At 64.2% G+C, this 14064-nt stretch carries 15 protein-coding genes; 5 read left to right on the plus strand and 10 right to left on the minus strand.

Annotated elements, in window-relative coordinates:
* Window positions 1-135 precede the first annotated feature (135 nt).
* Entirely contained in the window at window positions 136-1461 is a 1326-nt protein-coding gene (locus AC1RT8_RS23285) for an aminomethyl transferase family protein (protein ID WP_493078780.1), read from the plus strand.
* Window positions 1462-1523: 62 nt separating this feature from the next.
* On the opposite strand, the gene AC1RT8_RS23290 is transcribed toward AC1RT8_RS23285, so the two are convergent.
* The 3 genes from AC1RT8_RS23290 to AC1RT8_RS23300 are packed head-to-tail and all read right to left on the minus strand — an operon-like array spanning window position 1524 to window position 4132.
* A complete protein-coding gene (locus AC1RT8_RS23290; RefSeq protein WP_493078782.1) occupies window positions 1524-2381 on the minus strand; it encodes a bifunctional 5,10-methylenetetrahydrofolate dehydrogenase/5,10-methenyltetrahydrofolate cyclohydrolase in 858 nt (285 codons plus the stop codon).
* Between the two features lie 2 nt (window positions 2382-2383).
* The gene (gene purU, locus AC1RT8_RS23295; protein WP_493078784.1) at window positions 2384-3241 is read right to left on the minus strand and encodes a formyltetrahydrofolate deformylase; all 858 of its coding nucleotides are present in this window, start codon (window positions 3239-3241) and stop codon (window positions 2384-2386) included.
* A gap of 27 nt (window positions 3242-3268) precedes the next feature.
* Complete coding sequence (locus tag AC1RT8_RS23300; RefSeq protein WP_493078786.1) at window positions 3269-4132, minus strand: methylenetetrahydrofolate reductase; 864 nt, start codon at window positions 4130-4132, stop codon at window positions 3269-3271.
* A 379-nt stretch (window positions 4133-4511) separates the two neighbouring features.
* On the opposite strand from AC1RT8_RS23300, the gene AC1RT8_RS23305 reads away from it, so the two are divergent.
* Both AC1RT8_RS23305 and AC1RT8_RS23310 read left to right on the plus strand, forming a co-directional pair.
* Window positions 4512-5561, plus strand: a complete 1050-nt coding sequence (locus tag AC1RT8_RS23305) for an aromatic ring-hydroxylating dioxygenase subunit alpha (protein ID WP_493078788.1) — start codon at window positions 4512-4514, stop codon at window positions 5559-5561.
* Window positions 5561-5941, plus strand: a complete 381-nt coding sequence (locus tag AC1RT8_RS23310) for a dihydroneopterin aldolase (RefSeq protein ID WP_493078790.1) — start codon at window positions 5561-5563, stop codon at window positions 5939-5941. The genes AC1RT8_RS23305 and AC1RT8_RS23310 overlap by 1 nt, the downstream gene beginning before the upstream one ends.
* Before the next feature lies 1 nt (window position 5942).
* Here AC1RT8_RS23310 and AC1RT8_RS23315 read toward each other — a convergent pair whose 3' ends face one another.
* Window positions 5943-7007, minus strand: a complete 1065-nt coding sequence (locus AC1RT8_RS23315) for a lactonase family protein (RefSeq protein WP_493078792.1) — start codon at window positions 7005-7007, stop codon at window positions 5943-5945.
* 395 nt (window positions 7008-7402) lie between these two features.
* On the opposite strand from AC1RT8_RS23315, the gene AC1RT8_RS23320 reads away from it, so the two are divergent.
* Entirely contained in the window at window positions 7403-8644 is a 1242-nt protein-coding gene (locus AC1RT8_RS23320) for a LysR family transcriptional regulator (RefSeq protein WP_493078793.1), read from the plus strand.
* Here AC1RT8_RS23320 and AC1RT8_RS23325 read toward each other — a convergent pair.
* From AC1RT8_RS23325 to AC1RT8_RS23340, 4 genes are all read right to left on the minus strand, one after another.
* Entirely contained in the window at window positions 8637-8843 is a 207-nt protein-coding gene (locus AC1RT8_RS23325; RefSeq protein ID WP_493078795.1) for a hypothetical protein, read from the minus strand. The genes AC1RT8_RS23320 and AC1RT8_RS23325 overlap by 8 nt on opposite strands.
* Before the next feature lie 389 nt (window positions 8844-9232).
* Window positions 9233-10435 carry a 3-oxoadipyl-CoA thiolase gene (gene pcaF / locus AC1RT8_RS23330; protein ID WP_493078797.1) on the minus strand — a complete coding sequence of 401 codons (1203 nt, stop codon included), beginning with the start codon at window positions 10433-10435 and terminating at the stop codon, window positions 9233-9235.
* A complete protein-coding gene (locus AC1RT8_RS23335; RefSeq protein WP_493078798.1) occupies window positions 10432-11079 on the minus strand; it encodes a 3-oxoacid CoA-transferase subunit B in 648 nt (215 codons plus the stop codon). Before AC1RT8_RS23335 ends, pcaF begins: the two co-directional genes overlap by 4 nt.
* Before the next feature lie 12 nt (window positions 11080-11091).
* The gene (locus tag AC1RT8_RS23340; RefSeq protein ID WP_493078800.1) at window positions 11092-11775 is read right to left on the minus strand and encodes a 3-oxoacid CoA-transferase subunit A; all 684 of its coding nucleotides are present in this window, start codon (window positions 11773-11775) and stop codon (window positions 11092-11094) included.
* Window positions 11776-11885: 110 nt separating this feature from the next.
* Between AC1RT8_RS23340 and AC1RT8_RS23345 the strand changes: the two genes are divergently transcribed.
* Window positions 11886-12656 (plus strand): IclR family transcriptional regulator domain-containing protein, encoded by a 771-nt coding sequence (locus AC1RT8_RS23345; RefSeq protein ID WP_493078802.1) that lies wholly within the window; start codon window positions 11886-11888, stop codon window positions 12654-12656.
* A gap of 66 nt (window positions 12657-12722) precedes the next feature.
* On the opposite strand, the gene AC1RT8_RS23350 is transcribed toward AC1RT8_RS23345, so the two are convergent.
* Both AC1RT8_RS23350 and AC1RT8_RS23355 read right to left on the minus strand, forming a co-directional pair.
* A complete protein-coding gene (locus AC1RT8_RS23350) occupies window positions 12723-13625 on the minus strand; it encodes an XdhC family protein (protein ID WP_493078804.1) in 903 nt (300 codons plus the stop codon).
* 9 nt (window positions 13626-13634) lie between these two features.
* A complete protein-coding gene (locus tag AC1RT8_RS23355) occupies window positions 13635-14045 on the minus strand; it encodes a DoxX family protein (RefSeq protein ID WP_493078806.1) in 411 nt (136 codons plus the stop codon).
* Window positions 14046-14064 lie beyond the last annotated feature (19 nt).

A 14064-nucleotide genomic window follows, 5' to 3' on the forward strand; every position in this document is an offset into this window, starting at 1 on the left:
GGCCGCTGTCGAGCACCTGCGGAACGCCATTGGTCATCTATGCGCAACAGTGAGTTCAGCCATAGCCCCGTTGCCCGGCACCCGCCTTCGCTGCATCCCACACTCAGAAACAATCATTTCCAGGATGAGGATTCAATGACACCACCCAGCTTGCAAGACGGCATCGACAAGGCGGGTTCGCCGATGAAGCTGCTGTGGAAACCCGATCCAGCGACGCAGACCGTGCCGGTCGTCCAGCCCGAATTCAGCGGATGGGAGAAGGAGCAGCACGCCTATGAAAGCGGCGTGATCCTCTATGACCTGTGCCATCACATGAACGACCTTTTCATCGACGGTCCCGATGCGATGAAGCTGCTCAAGGCAGTCAGCGCGAACGATTACGAGAAGTTCGCGATCGGCCAGGCCAAGCAGTTCGTCCCCGTCACCAGGAACGGCGACATCATCACCGACGGCATCCTGATGCGGATGGGCGAGAACAGCTTCATCCTCAGCGGTGTGCCCGCATCGCAGACCTGGGTGCGCTATCACGCCGATCGCGGCGGCTATGACGTCACCTATCGCGCGGATGCGGACTCGCATAACCGCAAGGACGGTCCGCCCGCGATGTTCCGCTATCAGGTGCAGGGGCCCAGGGCGATGGAAGTGGTCGAGCGCGCGCTCGGTGCCACTCCGCCCAAGGTCAAGTTCTTCCATTCGGAGGAGGTGACGATCGCCGGCCGCACGCTGCGCGCCTTCCGCCATGGCATGGCTGGCCAGCCGGGCTTCGAGCTGCTCGGGCAGTGGGAAGACAATGACGCGGTCAAACAGGCCCTGCTCGATGCGGGCGAACCGTCGGGCCTCGTCCAGGTGGGCGGCAAGGCCTATTACACCAACGGCATCGAAAGCGGCTGGATCCCAACCCCTACCCCCGGCATCTACAGCGACCCCGAACTGGAGGATTACCGCAAGTTCGTCTCGCTCTTCTCGTACGAGGGGCAGAAGCCGCTTCATGGCAGCTTCTATTCGGACAATATCGCGGACTATTATGTCTCGCCGTACGAGCTGGGCTATGGCCGTTCGATCGCGTTCAACCATGATTTCATCGGCCGCGAGGCGCTGGAGAAGGCCAGGGACGATGTCAAGCGCACCCGCGTGACCTTCGTCTTCAATGCCGACGACGTGAAGGAAGTGATGGGCGATCCGGGTTATCTGCTCCGCTACCCGCGCGACCGGGTCGAGGTGAATGGCGAGATGGTCGGCCTGTCAATGTATACCGCCAACTTCCCGCGCTACGGCACGCTGTTGTCGCTTGGCGTGATCGACAAGCGCTATGCCGAGCCGGGTACCGAGGTCACTATCGCCTGGGGCGAACATCCGGGCGGCGATGCGTCGCTCGACGCGCACAAGGATTTCCCGCGGATCCGCGCGACGGTGCAACCCTCGCCCTATGATCAGTTCGCGCGCACCGGCTATCGCGCCTGATCCTTCCCAGCGGAAAAGCGAGAGGGGCGCCCGCGCCATATGGCGGGCGCCCCTTTTGCGTGTCAGCGGCTTGCCCGGGCGGCCTTGACGGTGTTGCTCAGCAGGCAGGCGATAGTCATCGGCCCGACGCCGCCGGGCACCGGGGTGACGACGCCGGCATGATCCATCTCGTCGGCCGCGGCATCGCCGATCAGCCACGCCTTGCCGCCCTCACCGGTCACCCGCGTGATCCCGACATCGATCACGATCGCCCCCGGCTTCACCCAATCGCCGCGCACCAGACCTGGCGAGCCGGCGGCGACGACGACGATGTCGGCACCCCGCACAATCTCCGGCAGGTTGCGGGTGTGCATATGGGTGACGGTCACCGTGCATTCGCGCTCGAGCAGCAGCAGCGCGACCGGCTTGCCGACGATGTTCGACTTGCCGATGACCACCGCCTTGAGCCCGCGGAAATCGTTCACGACTTCCTCGAGCAGCAGCATGCAGCCCAGGGGCGTGCACGGCGTCAGCCCGTCGCCGCCGGTCGAGAGCCGCCCGACATTGACCGGATGGAAGCCGTCGACATCCTTGGCCGGATCGATCGCGTCGAGTACCCGGGCCGAGCGGATCTGGGGCGGCAGCGGCAGCTGGATCAGGATGCCATGCACCGCGGGATCGGCGTTGAGCATGGCGATCAGCGCCAGCAATTCCTTTTCGCCAGTTGCCGCGGGCAGGCGGTGCTCGAACGAGCGGATGCCGACCTCGCGCGCCTTGATCACCTTGCGCGCGACATAGACCCGGCTCGGCGCGTCCTCGCCGACCAGCACCACGGCGAGGCCCGGGACCACCCCCTCCCCCGCCGCCATGCACGCCACCTCCTCGGCGAGGCGGCCGCACAGCGCGTTTGCGACGACGTCGCCACGCAACACCTGCACCATGATCAGTCGCCGAAGATGATGGTGCGATGCCCGTCGACCAGCGTGCGCAGTTCCAGGTGATCGCGTACGGCGCGCGCCAGCACGCGCCGCTCCACGTCGCGCCCCTTGCGGATCATGTCCTCGGGGGAATCGGCATGCGTCACCGGCTCTACCTCCTGGCGGATGATCGGTCCTTCATCCAGATCCGACGTCACATAGTGCGCCGTCGCACCGATCATCTTCACGCCACGGGCGTGCGCCTGATGATAGGGCCGCGCGCCCCTGAAGCCGGGCAGAAAGCTGTGATGGATGTTGATGCAGCGTCCTTCTAGGAAAGTCGAAAGGTCGTCGGACAGAATCTGCATATAGCGCGCGAGGACAATCAGGTCCGTGCCAGTCTCCGTGACCAGCCGCTTGATCCGCGCCTCCTGCTCCGCCTTTGTATCGGGCGTAACCGGCAGATGATGGAAGGAGATGTGCTCGGGCAGCCAGGTCTTGAGCGCCTCCTTCGAATGGTTCGACACGATTCCGACGATCTCGGCATCGAGTTCGCCGATGCGGTGGCGGTAGAGCAGATCGACCAGACAGTGATCGAACTTCGAGACGAGCAGCAGGAGGCGGTGCTTTTCGCCCGCCGACCTCAGGTTGATCGTCATGCCGTCGCGCTTCAGCGCCGCGAATGACTCGTCGAGCGCCTCCTTCGACAGATTGCTGTGGAATTCCAGCCGCATAAAGAAGCGGCCGCTGAGCCGGTCGGCGAAATGCTGCGCTTCGAGGATGTTGGCGCCGGTCGCGAACAGGGCGCCGCTCACCGTAGCGACCAGCCCCGGACGATCGGGGCACGAGATGGTCATGCGGAATACGCTTTGGGTCGGGTTCATGGTAAATTCCAGCTGGTCGGGGAAAGGTCAGCTCGCGGCTCGCGGCGCGTTGTCGCGTGCCCATTCGGCCATCTTCTGCAAGCCGCCGAACGGATAGAGATGAATGGCGACATCGCCATGCGTTTCAGGCGAAATGCCGCGGGCCAGATCGCCATATAACCTGTCCGGTCCCGCGGTATTCAGCAGTCGCGTGATCGACACGCCATATTTGGTCATCACCTTGGCCGAAGCGCCCACGCCGCAGCGCGCGGCGAAGCGGAGCAACGTGCCAACATTGGCAGGCCCAGGCAGGCCCAACCGGACCCGCGCCTGAACACCCTCGGCGCGCAGGCGCGACAGCCATGCCACCATTGGGTCGGCGTCGAAGGCGAACTGAGTCATGATCTCCGCCGCCAGCCCCAGCTGGGCCAGCTCGTCGACTTTGTCCTTCAGCGCCCGGTCGAGCGTGTCGCACGCGATCTGGGGGTGTCCTTCCGGATAGCCCGCGATCCCCACCAGCCGCACGCCATGCCGACCGAATTGGGCCTTGCGGATCAGGTCCAGCGCATCGGCAAACGGGCCAGTCGAGGCCGCAAGATCGCCCGCGATGACAAAGACCCGGTCGATCGCCGCCCGGGAAGCGAGGCCCGAAAGAAGCCGCTGCAACGCCTCGGCGGACAGGAGGCGCCGCGCCGCGATATGGGGCATCGGCACTAGCCCGACCCGGCGCGCCTCACACGCGGCGGCTATCCGCGCCTCGTCGGTTTCGTTCGGCAGGTAGGTGATAGACACCACCGTGCCCGCTGGCACGATCGCGCTGATGGCTTCGAGCCAGCCCGCGTCCCTTGCCGATATTTCGAAAGAATAACCGTCCAGCAGCACAGCCTCGGCCACCGGCGCCATGTCCGCCATTGCAACAGCAATCACATTCCCTCTCCCAAAGGCGGGCGGCATGCGCCGTCGCCGCGATCGGGGCGCTTCGAGCCCGGCGCCCCATCCGACGCGGGGGGTAGGCACCAAGTCAGGGCACCGGAATTGCCGGTTCGGACAACAGATTGGTGCAGAAACCTGAACGGTCGCCATGACGGGCCGGTGGACCGAGCGGATCGGCAGAACTCCGGCATTTCACGCGCGCGCATCGGCGAACACCGCATTGTTCACAGCCCTGCACATCATTGTTCAAGGCCGCAGCCCCTTCGGTGCGCCGCCCACCCGGCGTATGACGCCACGGAAAGTGCGCAATCCGCGCAACGAATGAACAACCCCGCATGGCGGGACGGGAGAGGAAGCGATGGCCAAATTCGCCAAGAACCAATGGTATGCCGCCGCGTGGCTGGAAGAGCTGGGCGACGCTCCGTTGGGCCGGCGCATCCTCGACGAACCCATCGTGCTGTTCCGTGGCAAGGACGGCGCGATCTCAGCGCTCGCCGATCGTTGCCCGCACCGTCTGGTGCCGCTGTCGATGGGCACTTTGGTCGATCGCGGAATCCAGTGTGGCTATCATGGCATGGTGTTCGACGGCGGCGGTCGCTGCGCGCATATTCCGGGTCAGGACATGGTGCCCCCCCGCGCGGTGGTGCGCAGCTATCCGATCGCGGAGCGCTACGGCATGGCGTGGATCTGGATGGGCGAGGCCGAGTGCGCCGATCCGGCCCGGCTCCCCCGGATCGCCTATTATGACGACGATGGCTGGGAGCGGATCGACGGCGGCTATCAGCACCATCCATCCAGCTATCTCAACATCGTCGAGAATCTGATGGATCCGGCGCACACCACCTTCGTCCACAAGATGACCATCGGGAACCCCGCCGCGAAGAGCGAGCCGGTGAAAATGGAGAAGACCGACGACTATATCGTCGCGTACAAATGGCTGCTGGGCTCGACACCTTCCCCGATGGACACCGCGATCCAGGATTTTGGTGACCAGAAGGTCGATCGCGGGCAGTTCTTCTATTACTATATCCCCACCGTCTCTCGCGTCGACATCATCACCATGCCCGCGGGACTGGAACCGACCGAAGAGAATTTCAACAAGGGGTTACGCAACAACAGCTACAAATTCCTCACCCCCGAGACCGCGGGCGCGACCCACTTCTTCTGGATGCACCTGCGCAACTACAGGGTCGGCGACAAGGAGTGGTCGGGCAAGATGCGCGGCATCTTCGAGAAGACCTTCCTCGAGGATCGCGACATCGAAATGGCGATGCAGCAGTCACAGGATGAGCTGGGCGTACGCCAGTTCGTCGCGCTCGAGATCGATCGCGCGCCCACCGTCGCGCTTCGTATGATCGACAAGTTGGTGCGGGATGAAGCCAAGGCCGGGGAGCCGGTGGCCGCCTGATGAACCGCCATGATGTGATGATCACGCCCCTTCGCTGTTCGATCGCGCTGCGCGATGTCCAACTGCTTGCCGACATCGGTGTCCATCATCACGAGATCGGCCGACCTCAGCCGCTCATTCTCCATGTCGCACTGGCCGTCACGCCACCGGACGGGGACTCGGCGGAGGACGTGTTCGATTGTGCACGGATCAAGGGGATCGCCGATGCGCTTTCCCGCGAGCGTATCGTCCTGATCGAGACCTTCGCCCGTCGCGTCGCCGAGGCGTGCCTCGAACATAATCTGGTCCTCGGCGCCGCGGTGACAGTCGAAAAACCACAGGGCGTGCCCGGATCGATGGCCAGCGCCACGGTCCGCATCGGCGAACCGGTCACACCGTAGCTCAGGCGAACGCGATACTGGTCGGTGCTGGAACCGCGAGCCCCCTCTCGACTGCGGTCAGCCTGCCGCTTCCGGGGTCGACCCCGAATACGGCGAGCAGATTTGAGCCTTTGTTCGCGACCACCATCCACCGCCCGCTCGGCGAAATTTCCATGCTCCAGGGCGTGGCGCCACCGGCCGCGATCCGCTGGGTCTCGCTCAGCAACCCCGTCTCCGGGACGATCGCATAGACCTGGATTTCGTCCGTCATCCGGTTGGATGCGTAGAGAATGCGGCCATCGGTGGAGATCGTGATCGCAGCCGCGCTGCGATCGCCATCAGCCCCGGGCTCATCCAGCGGCGTGCGTCCGATCCGGGTGAGACGGCCCGCACGCTCGTCCCAGCGATACGCAAATAATTCGGCCGACAATTCGGTCAGCAGATAGGCGAAGCGCCCGTCACGGCCAAAAAGGATCAATCGCGGACCGGAGCCGGCCGGCAATTTCTCGGAGGGCCCCGCCTCGGCAAGTGTCGCTGTAACCGCATCATATGAATAGATAAAGACGCGGTCCGCCCCCATGTCTGGCGCCAGCAGATAGCGTTGGGTGGGATCGAGCGTGACGCCATGCGGATGCGCCGATTGCTGCCGCCGATGCGGTCCGGAGCCCGTCTGCTGCCGGATCGACGAATAGGGCGCCACCGCGCCGTCGCCGCCGACCGGAAAGACAGCGACCTGCCCCCCGCCGAAATTGGCGGCGAAGATTGCCGTGCCGTCGGGGGCCAGTGTGAGATGGGTCGTCCCGCCGCCGCCCGCTTCCGTGCGGCTCACTGCCCGCAGCCCACATTCGGCACCGATCGCGAAACTCAGGACTTGCCCTTCCTTATCGCCCGCATTCCCGACTTCGCTGACCGAATAGAGGATGGGCCGCTGCGGATCCGTGACGAGCCAGGTCGGCCGCTCGACATCGGCAACCGGACCGAGCGCGGAGAGCCGGCCCGTTGCCTCGTCCAGCCAGGCAGCGAAGATTCCGCCGTCCGGGCCACTGCTCTGTGTTCCGACGAACAGCCGTGTCAGCAGGTTCGTCACGAAAAGCGCTTCAACATTGGATCCTCGTCCATGATGTCATGGCGTGCCGCTTCGTCGCACGCCCGCATCGCTGTGCCACCGATACGAGGGCAGCGGCGATAGATAAGCGTGGCAAGCATTCACTTCTGCTCCCCGCGCGGTACCCGGGACAGGCCTGCCGATTGTCCAATCCGCGTGAACAGTGAGTTGCGGGAACACCGGCAGACGAACACTGATCCACCGCCTAAACTCCTCGAAAGCGGGGTTGATCGCGGTATTTTTGAGCGGGAATTGAGATGCATTTGCACACCGAGATGCTCGAACACCAATAGTATATAATTATGCCTGTCGATGATCGACAAAAATGGATTCAATAACGACAATAATAAATGGACAATTGCGGCAGGAGAGACGCAATGCCAACAGACAATATTTCGAAACTTGCTGGCGATATCACGCTACGTCAGCTTGGCACATTTGAGAAAGTTGGCCGCTCTCAAAGTTTGAGGATGGCGTCGGAACGCTGCGGCCTATCGCAACCCGCAATCACCTATTCCCTGTCATCACTGGAAGGCGCGGTGGGCGTGTCGCTGCTTGACCGCCTGCCGAGGGGGACCCAACTAAACCGCTTTGGGGAGATTTTTCACACCCGAGTCAGCCGGTTCTTCGAACAAATTGGGGAGGCACTTGCCGAAGTCGGGCCTTGGGCACCGCCCGCGGCGCGGCAGGCCGCCATTAACCGCCTCACACGCCCGCAGATACGCGCGTTGACCGCCACCATCGAGCATGTCTCCTTTCACGGAGCCTCGGAGGCCCTCAAGATATCGACCTCTGCTCTGCACAAGTCGATTCAGGCACTCGAGGCGAATCTTGGGATTTCCCTTCTCTATCGGACCGCCGCCGGCGTCATCGCCAGTCCCGCCGGCGAGAAACTGGGCTTGCGGCTTAGGCTTGCCGCTCAGGAGATCGAATGGGGCATCGAGGAAGTCCGGGCTCTGAAGAACGATGGCGGCAGCCGGCTCGTCATCGGTGCCATGCCGTTCGGCGGCAGTGTTCTGCTGGCGTCGGTGCTGGACGATTTCCTGCGCCTGCATCCCAAGGCGGATATTCGCATCGTGAACGGCGGTGCCGCGGCGATGTCGCGCAGCCTGCTTGTCGGCGACGTCGATTTTGTCATCGGCCTGCTGCCGGAACTGGAGAACGCGAAGCTGACCAGCGAGGCGCTCGCACAAACCCCTTATCTGATCGTCGCGCGGCGAGGGCACCCGCTTATCCGGAAAGGCAGGGTGACGTTCAAGGACCTGTTCGATTACGCCTGGGTCATCGGCACGCCCGGCTCCAGCCGCCGCGCATGCTATGATCACCTGTTCGCGGGGACGGGCGGTCCAAAGGCATCCATCGTCACCTGCGCGCTTCCTGTCGTCCGCCATCTGATCGAACGCAGCGATCGCCTCACGCTGATGACGTCGTACGAGTTGCAACACCAGGACCCCGAACTTCGCGCCATCAGGTTTGACCCCCTCATGACGGTGCCGTCGATCGGCATATCGATGCGCGCCGGGTGCCAGCTAACGAAACCTCATACCGATTTCATCGACCTCGTTCGCAGCCACATGGCCGACGCGGCGCTGCCTTCCCCGATGCGTCAGGTCAGCTGAAGGGGCGATAGAAGGAGGTCGATGGTCGGAACGGCAGGCCGCCGGCCAAAATCGCCGCTGCGGCTTGTGTCCCCACCACCCGGCCATTGATCCTCAACCCCTCTTCGAAGGGGCGGGCCTCGTCGGCCGGGCGTGGTGGCGCCTCATGCACAATCGACAGGACGGCAGGGATGGTCGGGTCCGGGTGGCGCTTCGTCATGGGCTGACCATCGGCCAGCGACGAAGCCACGAGATATCTGAAAATGTCCCTCGCATTTCGGAGACGCCATGGGGATCGTGGCAAGGTTCGCCGTCCCCCACGGCCGACGCGGCGTCGGCATGGAAGACGCCGAGGGCGCTTCGATCGACAATATCGACGCGAGCTAGTAGGCGCCCCAGCCCCATCGCTCCTGACGGAAAGATCCCCGAGCGCTTGATCGGCCTCCACGCGACAGGGCTGCCGCGCGTGGCAATGAGTTTGTCATGATCGCGTCACAGCAGCCCGTTGCATCGGAAATGGCCTTCACGAGGCAATGGGCGGCGGAAGAAAGCGCGCATGCTCGTACCCGCAATCCAGGCGGGAGGCGAACCGCCCTGGAGAAAGCGACGTCATACGCGCTCCAGTACCAGAGCCAGGCCCTGCCCTACACCGATACACATCGTCACGAGCGCACGCTTGCCGCCACCGCGCTCGAGCGCGTGCACCGCGGTCATCGCCAGCCTCGCCCCCGACATGCCAAGTGGATGGCCCAGTGCGATCGCACCGCCATGAGGATTGACGAGATCGTCGGCCGGATCGACGCCCAGTTCGCGTAGCGACGCGATCACCTGGCTCGCGAACGCTTCGTTGATTTCAATATGATCGAAGTCCCCGATCGAGAGGCCAAGCCGCGCCATCAGTGCCCGACTGGCAGGAACCGGTCCGATTCCCATGACGCGCGGCGCGACACCCGCGGTCGCCATGCCGAGAAACCGTGCCCTGGGGAGAAGACCATGGCGAACGGCGGCCGCTTCAGACGCAACGAACATCGCGGCTGCCCCGTCATTTACACCCGACGCGTTGCCGGCGGTAACCGTGCCGCCTTCGCGCACGACGGGCTTTAATGTCGCGAGCGCTTCAAGCGACGTCTCCGGTCGCAAATGTTCGTCTGCGGCAACGACCGTTTCTCCCTTGCGCGTCGCGATCCTGACAGGAACGATCTCTTCGGCGAAATAGCCCGATGCCTGCGCGGCTGCCGCGCGGCGTTGACTCTGCACGGCGTAACGGTCCTGATCTTCACGGCTTATCCCATAGGCATCGGCGACGTTCTCCGCCGTCTCGGGCATCGATTCCGTGCCGTGCAGCGCCCGCATCCGGGGATTGACGAAACGCCAGCCGATCGTCGTGTCTTCGAGTCCGGCGCGCCTCGACCAGGCAGCATCCGCCTTGCCCATAACGAATGGTGCGCGCGTCATGCTTTCCACGCCGCCGGCGATCGCCAGTTGCATCTCGCCCGCCATGATCGCCCGCGCCGCCGTTCCCACGGCGTCGGCGCCGCTCGCACACAGGCGGTTGATGGTGGTACCCGGAACGCTGGTCGGCAGGCCGGCCAGCAGGCCCGCCATCCGGGCGACATTGCGATTGTCCTCGCCGGCCTGATTGGCGCAACCGAGAAATATGTCGCCAATCGCCTCGCGGTCGAGCGAGACGTTGCGCGCCAGCAAGGCCTCGATGGCCAGGGCCGCGAGATCGTCGGGCCGCACTGGCGCCAATGCTCCCCCAAAACGCCCGATCGGCGTCCGCACCGCGTCACACAGAAAGGCGGCGGTCATGCTGGAACCGTCTCTTCCAGCGGAACGCCGGTGAGCGCGCGGAGCGTTTCGAGATCGACACCATCGACCATTTCGACCACCGACGCGCCGCCGGGGCCAAGGTCGAACACGGCGAGATCCGTATAGACCCGCGAAACACAGGCAAGGCCGGTCAACGGATAGGAGCAATGCTCCACGAGCTTGCTCTCGCCTTGCTTGGTCAAGAGTTCCATCATCGCGAAGGTTCGCTTGGCGCCGATCGCGAGGTCCATGGCCCCGCCGACCGCTGGAATCGCTTCCGGCTCGCCCGTGTGCCAGTTGGCGAGATCGCCACGCGTCGACACCTGGAACGCGCCCAACACGCAGATGTCGATATGCCCGCCGCGCATCATCGCGAAGCTGTCCGCCTGATGGAAATAGCAACCGCCGGGGAGCAGTGTAACGGGCTGTTTGCCGGCATTGATCAACTCCGGATCCTCCTCGCCGGGCGCAGGTGCCGGCCCCATGCCGAGCAGGCCGTTCTCGCTCTGCAGGAATATCTCGCGGCCGACAGGCAGGTAGTTGGCAACTTTGGTGGGCAGGCCGATGCCGAGATTGACATAGGCGCCTTCGGGAATGTCGCGGGCGACGCGGGCGGCCATCTGATCACGGGTGAGACGGTTCATGTTTCTCGGTCCTCAAACGGCCATGGAGAGCGAAGGCACGATCTCGACGACGCGCTGGACGAAGATGCCGGGGGTCACGACTGCCTCGGGATCGAGCGACCCGAGCGGTACGATCTCGCTGACCTGCACGATCGTGGTTCTGGCCGCCATGGCCATGATCGGTCCGAAATTACGGGCTGTCTTGCGATAGACGAGATTGCCCCAGCGATCGGCCTTGCGTGCCTTGATCAGCGCGAAGTCGGCATGGATCGGATATTCGAGTACATAGTCCCGGCCATCGATCCGCCGCGTCTCCTTTTCAGCGGCGAGTTCGGTGCCGAAGCCGGTCGGCGTGAATATCGCGCCGAGGCCGGCGCCAGCCGCCTGGATGCGCGCGGCGAGATTGCCTTGGGGAACCAGCTCAAGCTCGATTTCTCGTGCGCGATAACGGGCATCGAAATGATGCGAGTCCGACTGCCGCGGGAAGGAACAGATGATCTTTCTGACCCGCCCTTTCTTGATCAGCGCGGCGACGCCGGTTTCGCCGTTGCCGGCATTGTTGCTGATGATGGTAAGGTCGCGGACGTCATGCGCGATCAACGCATCGATCAACTCGTCGGGCATACCGGCGGTGCCGAAACCACCAATCATTACCGACGTGCCGTCTCCGATATCGGCAACCGCGGCTTCGAGATTGGCCAGGCTCTTGTCGATCATTCCATCAATCCTGCGAATGTTGCGTGCTCCGGCCTTCCGGCGTTTCCGGGACTTGAGTCAACCGATAAACGGCCTATTAATCGATTATCGGTTACAAAGGGTACGATGTGATGCTCGAAGCTGAAGGCGACCCCGAGTTCATGACATCGCTGGCAAGAGGGTTGGCGGTGATGCGATGCTTCGCCGAGCGCCGGCGGCCGATGACGATCGCAGAAGCGTCGCGCGAGACGGGGTTGAGCCGCCCGGCGGTGCGGCGGTGCCTGCATACACTGGTCCGGCTTGGCTATGCGGCGCAGACCGGGCAAAGCTATGTCCTGCGGCCCAAGGCGCTGGCGCTGGGCTATGCCTATCTGTCGTCGAGCCCGCTCGCGTCGCGCGCGCAACCGATGCTCGATTCGCTCCGCGACGAGATCGGGGAATCCTGCTCCCTCGGCGTCGAGGAGGAGGATCAGGTCTATTATATCGCTCGTGCCGAAAGCTCGCGGATCATGTCGATCGCACTTCGCGCCGGCAGCCGGCTTCCGCTTTATGCGACATCGATGGGACGCGTCCTGCTCGCCGCGCGCTCACGCGCGGAACAGGAGGCTTATCTTCATCGAACCGACCTTGCGGCGCTGACCGAGCTGACCGAAACCAGCCCCTCCGCGCTACTGGCCATCTTCGCTCAGGTGGCCGAGCAAGGCTTCGCGATCGTCGACCAGGAGCTGGAAATGGGCTTACGCTCGATAGCGATGCCGGTGCTCCAGCGCGGCGAGGTCGTGGCGGCGCTCAACATCGGGACCCCCGCGTCTCGAATCTCGCCCGCGGTTTTGCGCTCGCAATTCCTGCCAGCGCTCCGTCGGATATCGATCGATCTCGGCCGAACCGGGCTGTTTTCCTGAGAAGGCGGACGGCATTTGGAAGGATGACGCGACCGGGAAAGCCAGCGGAATGAGGCGACACCGCGCCTATCCCCCGACGATCCGCAGCGGCGGCCGCAGCGCCTCGAAACTGAACATGACGTCGGTCAGGATCGAAAGCGCGAGCAGCACCGGAGTCCTGGCGCCATGGACACGCCCGATGGGACTGATCAGGCGAGCAATAGCCGCTTCGTCGCAGCCCGAGGTGCGTAGCACCTCGATCCGGTTCTCCCGGGTTTTTTTGCCGCCCTGCGCGCCGACATAGAAGGCCCGGCTCGCGAGCGCCCAAGGCAATATTCCACGCTCCCATTCATGTTCATGAAACAGGACGACGATCGCCGTGAAATCGTCGATCGCATGACTGGGCGGCTGTCCCATGGCAAGGCTGCCGTCGCCGGCGGAATCTCCGAGAGGAGAGGCGATGACGCACTCGACCCCACCCGCTTCGCAGAGTTGGGCGAGCGCCGAGACCTCCGGCCCCCTCCCCAGCACCAGCAATCGCGGGCTCGGGATATAGGCGCGTTCGACGAGCGGGCCGCCTTCGACACGGATGATACGGCGCGCGGGCCGGCGCGCGGTGAGCTCGGCGGCACAGCGGCGGACGGCGGAATGGTCGACCCTCGGCTCGAGGAGCAGGTCGATCCCGCTGCCGCAGGGAAGCCGGAAATCGATGACCTCCGACCCCTTGCCGATGCGCCAGAGGCGGGTTCGCGGGTCGACTTCGATCTCGGTCGCTATCGCCGCCTCGAGACAACCGTCGGAGAGCGAGCCCCGGGTCGATCCATCGGGCAGAACCGCCAACTGCGCGCCAAGGCGGCGCGACCAGCTCCCGTCGATCCCTACGACCGTGCAGAGCGATCCGCTATGTTCAGCGCAGGCGAAGAGCGCCTCGCTATCCTCGTCTGCCATCGCCTTGCAAGCGGCACCCGGAGCGCGAGGAAGAACAGCCATGGCACGCGCTTAGCTGGTCGATCGCTTCTCGCGGGCACAGAGAATGGCGACCGCAAGGAGGCCGCCAATGACCGAGAGATGCTCATAGGCACGGTCGAGCGCGATGCCGCGGGGCGGTCCGTGCATCGTCCAGAAAGGAAGGGCGATGGGGATCGTCGCGAGGGTGAAGAACGCAAGGATCAGGGCACCGATCCAGGCGCGCGTGTTCGTGATGATGAGAGCGCTACCGAGAAGCTGAAGGGCGATGGTGCCGGCGTTGAAGAGGTCGGGAGGCGTGAGGTTGAAACGCGTCATCGTGCCAACGCCGGCCTGCCAGAACAGAAGCTTCGTGATGCCGCTCATCCAGAAGGCGAGGGTCACGAGGATCCTTGCCGCGATACCGGCCCGTCCCCCCGCCAGCAGCTTCTCCACAGCCTCCATGGAACGCACATCCTTCCCT

Source organism: Sphingomonas sp. GW821-FHT10F11, assembly GCF_058809095.1.

Bases quoted from the DNA above. Each gene is read 5' to 3' on its own strand.
- AC1RT8_RS23285 (WP_493078780.1), top strand. From the start codon at position 136: ATGACACCACCCAGCTTGCAAGACGGCATCGACAAGGCGGGTTCGCCG.
- AC1RT8_RS23290 (WP_493078782.1), bottom strand. From the start codon at position 2,381: ATGGTGCAGGTGTTGCGTGGCGACGTCGTCGCAAACGCGCTGTGCGGC.
- purU (WP_493078784.1), bottom strand. From the start codon at position 3,241: ATGAACCCGACCCAAAGCGTATTCCGCATGACCATCTCGTGCCCCGAT.
- AC1RT8_RS23300 (WP_493078786.1), bottom strand. From the start codon at position 4,132: ATGGCGGACATGGCGCCGGTGGCCGAGGCTGTGCTGCTGGACGGTTAT.
- AC1RT8_RS23305 (WP_493078788.1), top strand. From the start codon at position 4,512: ATGGCCAAATTCGCCAAGAACCAATGGTATGCCGCCGCGTGGCTGGAA.
- AC1RT8_RS23310 (WP_493078790.1), top strand. From the start codon at position 5,561: ATGAACCGCCATGATGTGATGATCACGCCCCTTCGCTGTTCGATCGCG.
- AC1RT8_RS23320 (WP_493078793.1), top strand. From the start codon at position 7,403: ATGCCAACAGACAATATTTCGAAACTTGCTGGCGATATCACGCTACGT.
- AC1RT8_RS23325 (WP_493078795.1), bottom strand. From the start codon at position 8,843: ATGACGAAGCGCCACCCGGACCCGACCATCCCTGCCGTCCTGTCGATT.
- pcaF (WP_493078797.1), bottom strand. From the start codon at position 10,435: ATGACCGCCGCCTTTCTGTGTGACGCGGTGCGGACGCCGATCGGGCGT.
- AC1RT8_RS23335 (WP_493078798.1), bottom strand. From the start codon at position 11,079: ATGAACCGTCTCACCCGTGATCAGATGGCCGCCCGCGTCGCCCGCGAC.
- AC1RT8_RS23340 (WP_493078800.1), bottom strand. From the start codon at position 11,775: ATGATCGACAAGAGCCTGGCCAATCTCGAAGCCGCGGTTGCCGATATC.
- AC1RT8_RS23345 (WP_493078802.1), top strand. From the start codon at position 11,886: ATGCTCGAAGCTGAAGGCGACCCCGAGTTCATGACATCGCTGGCAAGA.
- AC1RT8_RS23350 (WP_493078804.1), bottom strand. From the start codon at position 13,625: ATGGCTGTTCTTCCTCGCGCTCCGGGTGCCGCTTGCAAGGCGATGGCA.
- AC1RT8_RS23355 (WP_493078806.1), bottom strand. From the start codon at position 14,045: ATGGAGGCTGTGGAGAAGCTGCTGGCGGGGGGACGGGCCGGTATCGCG.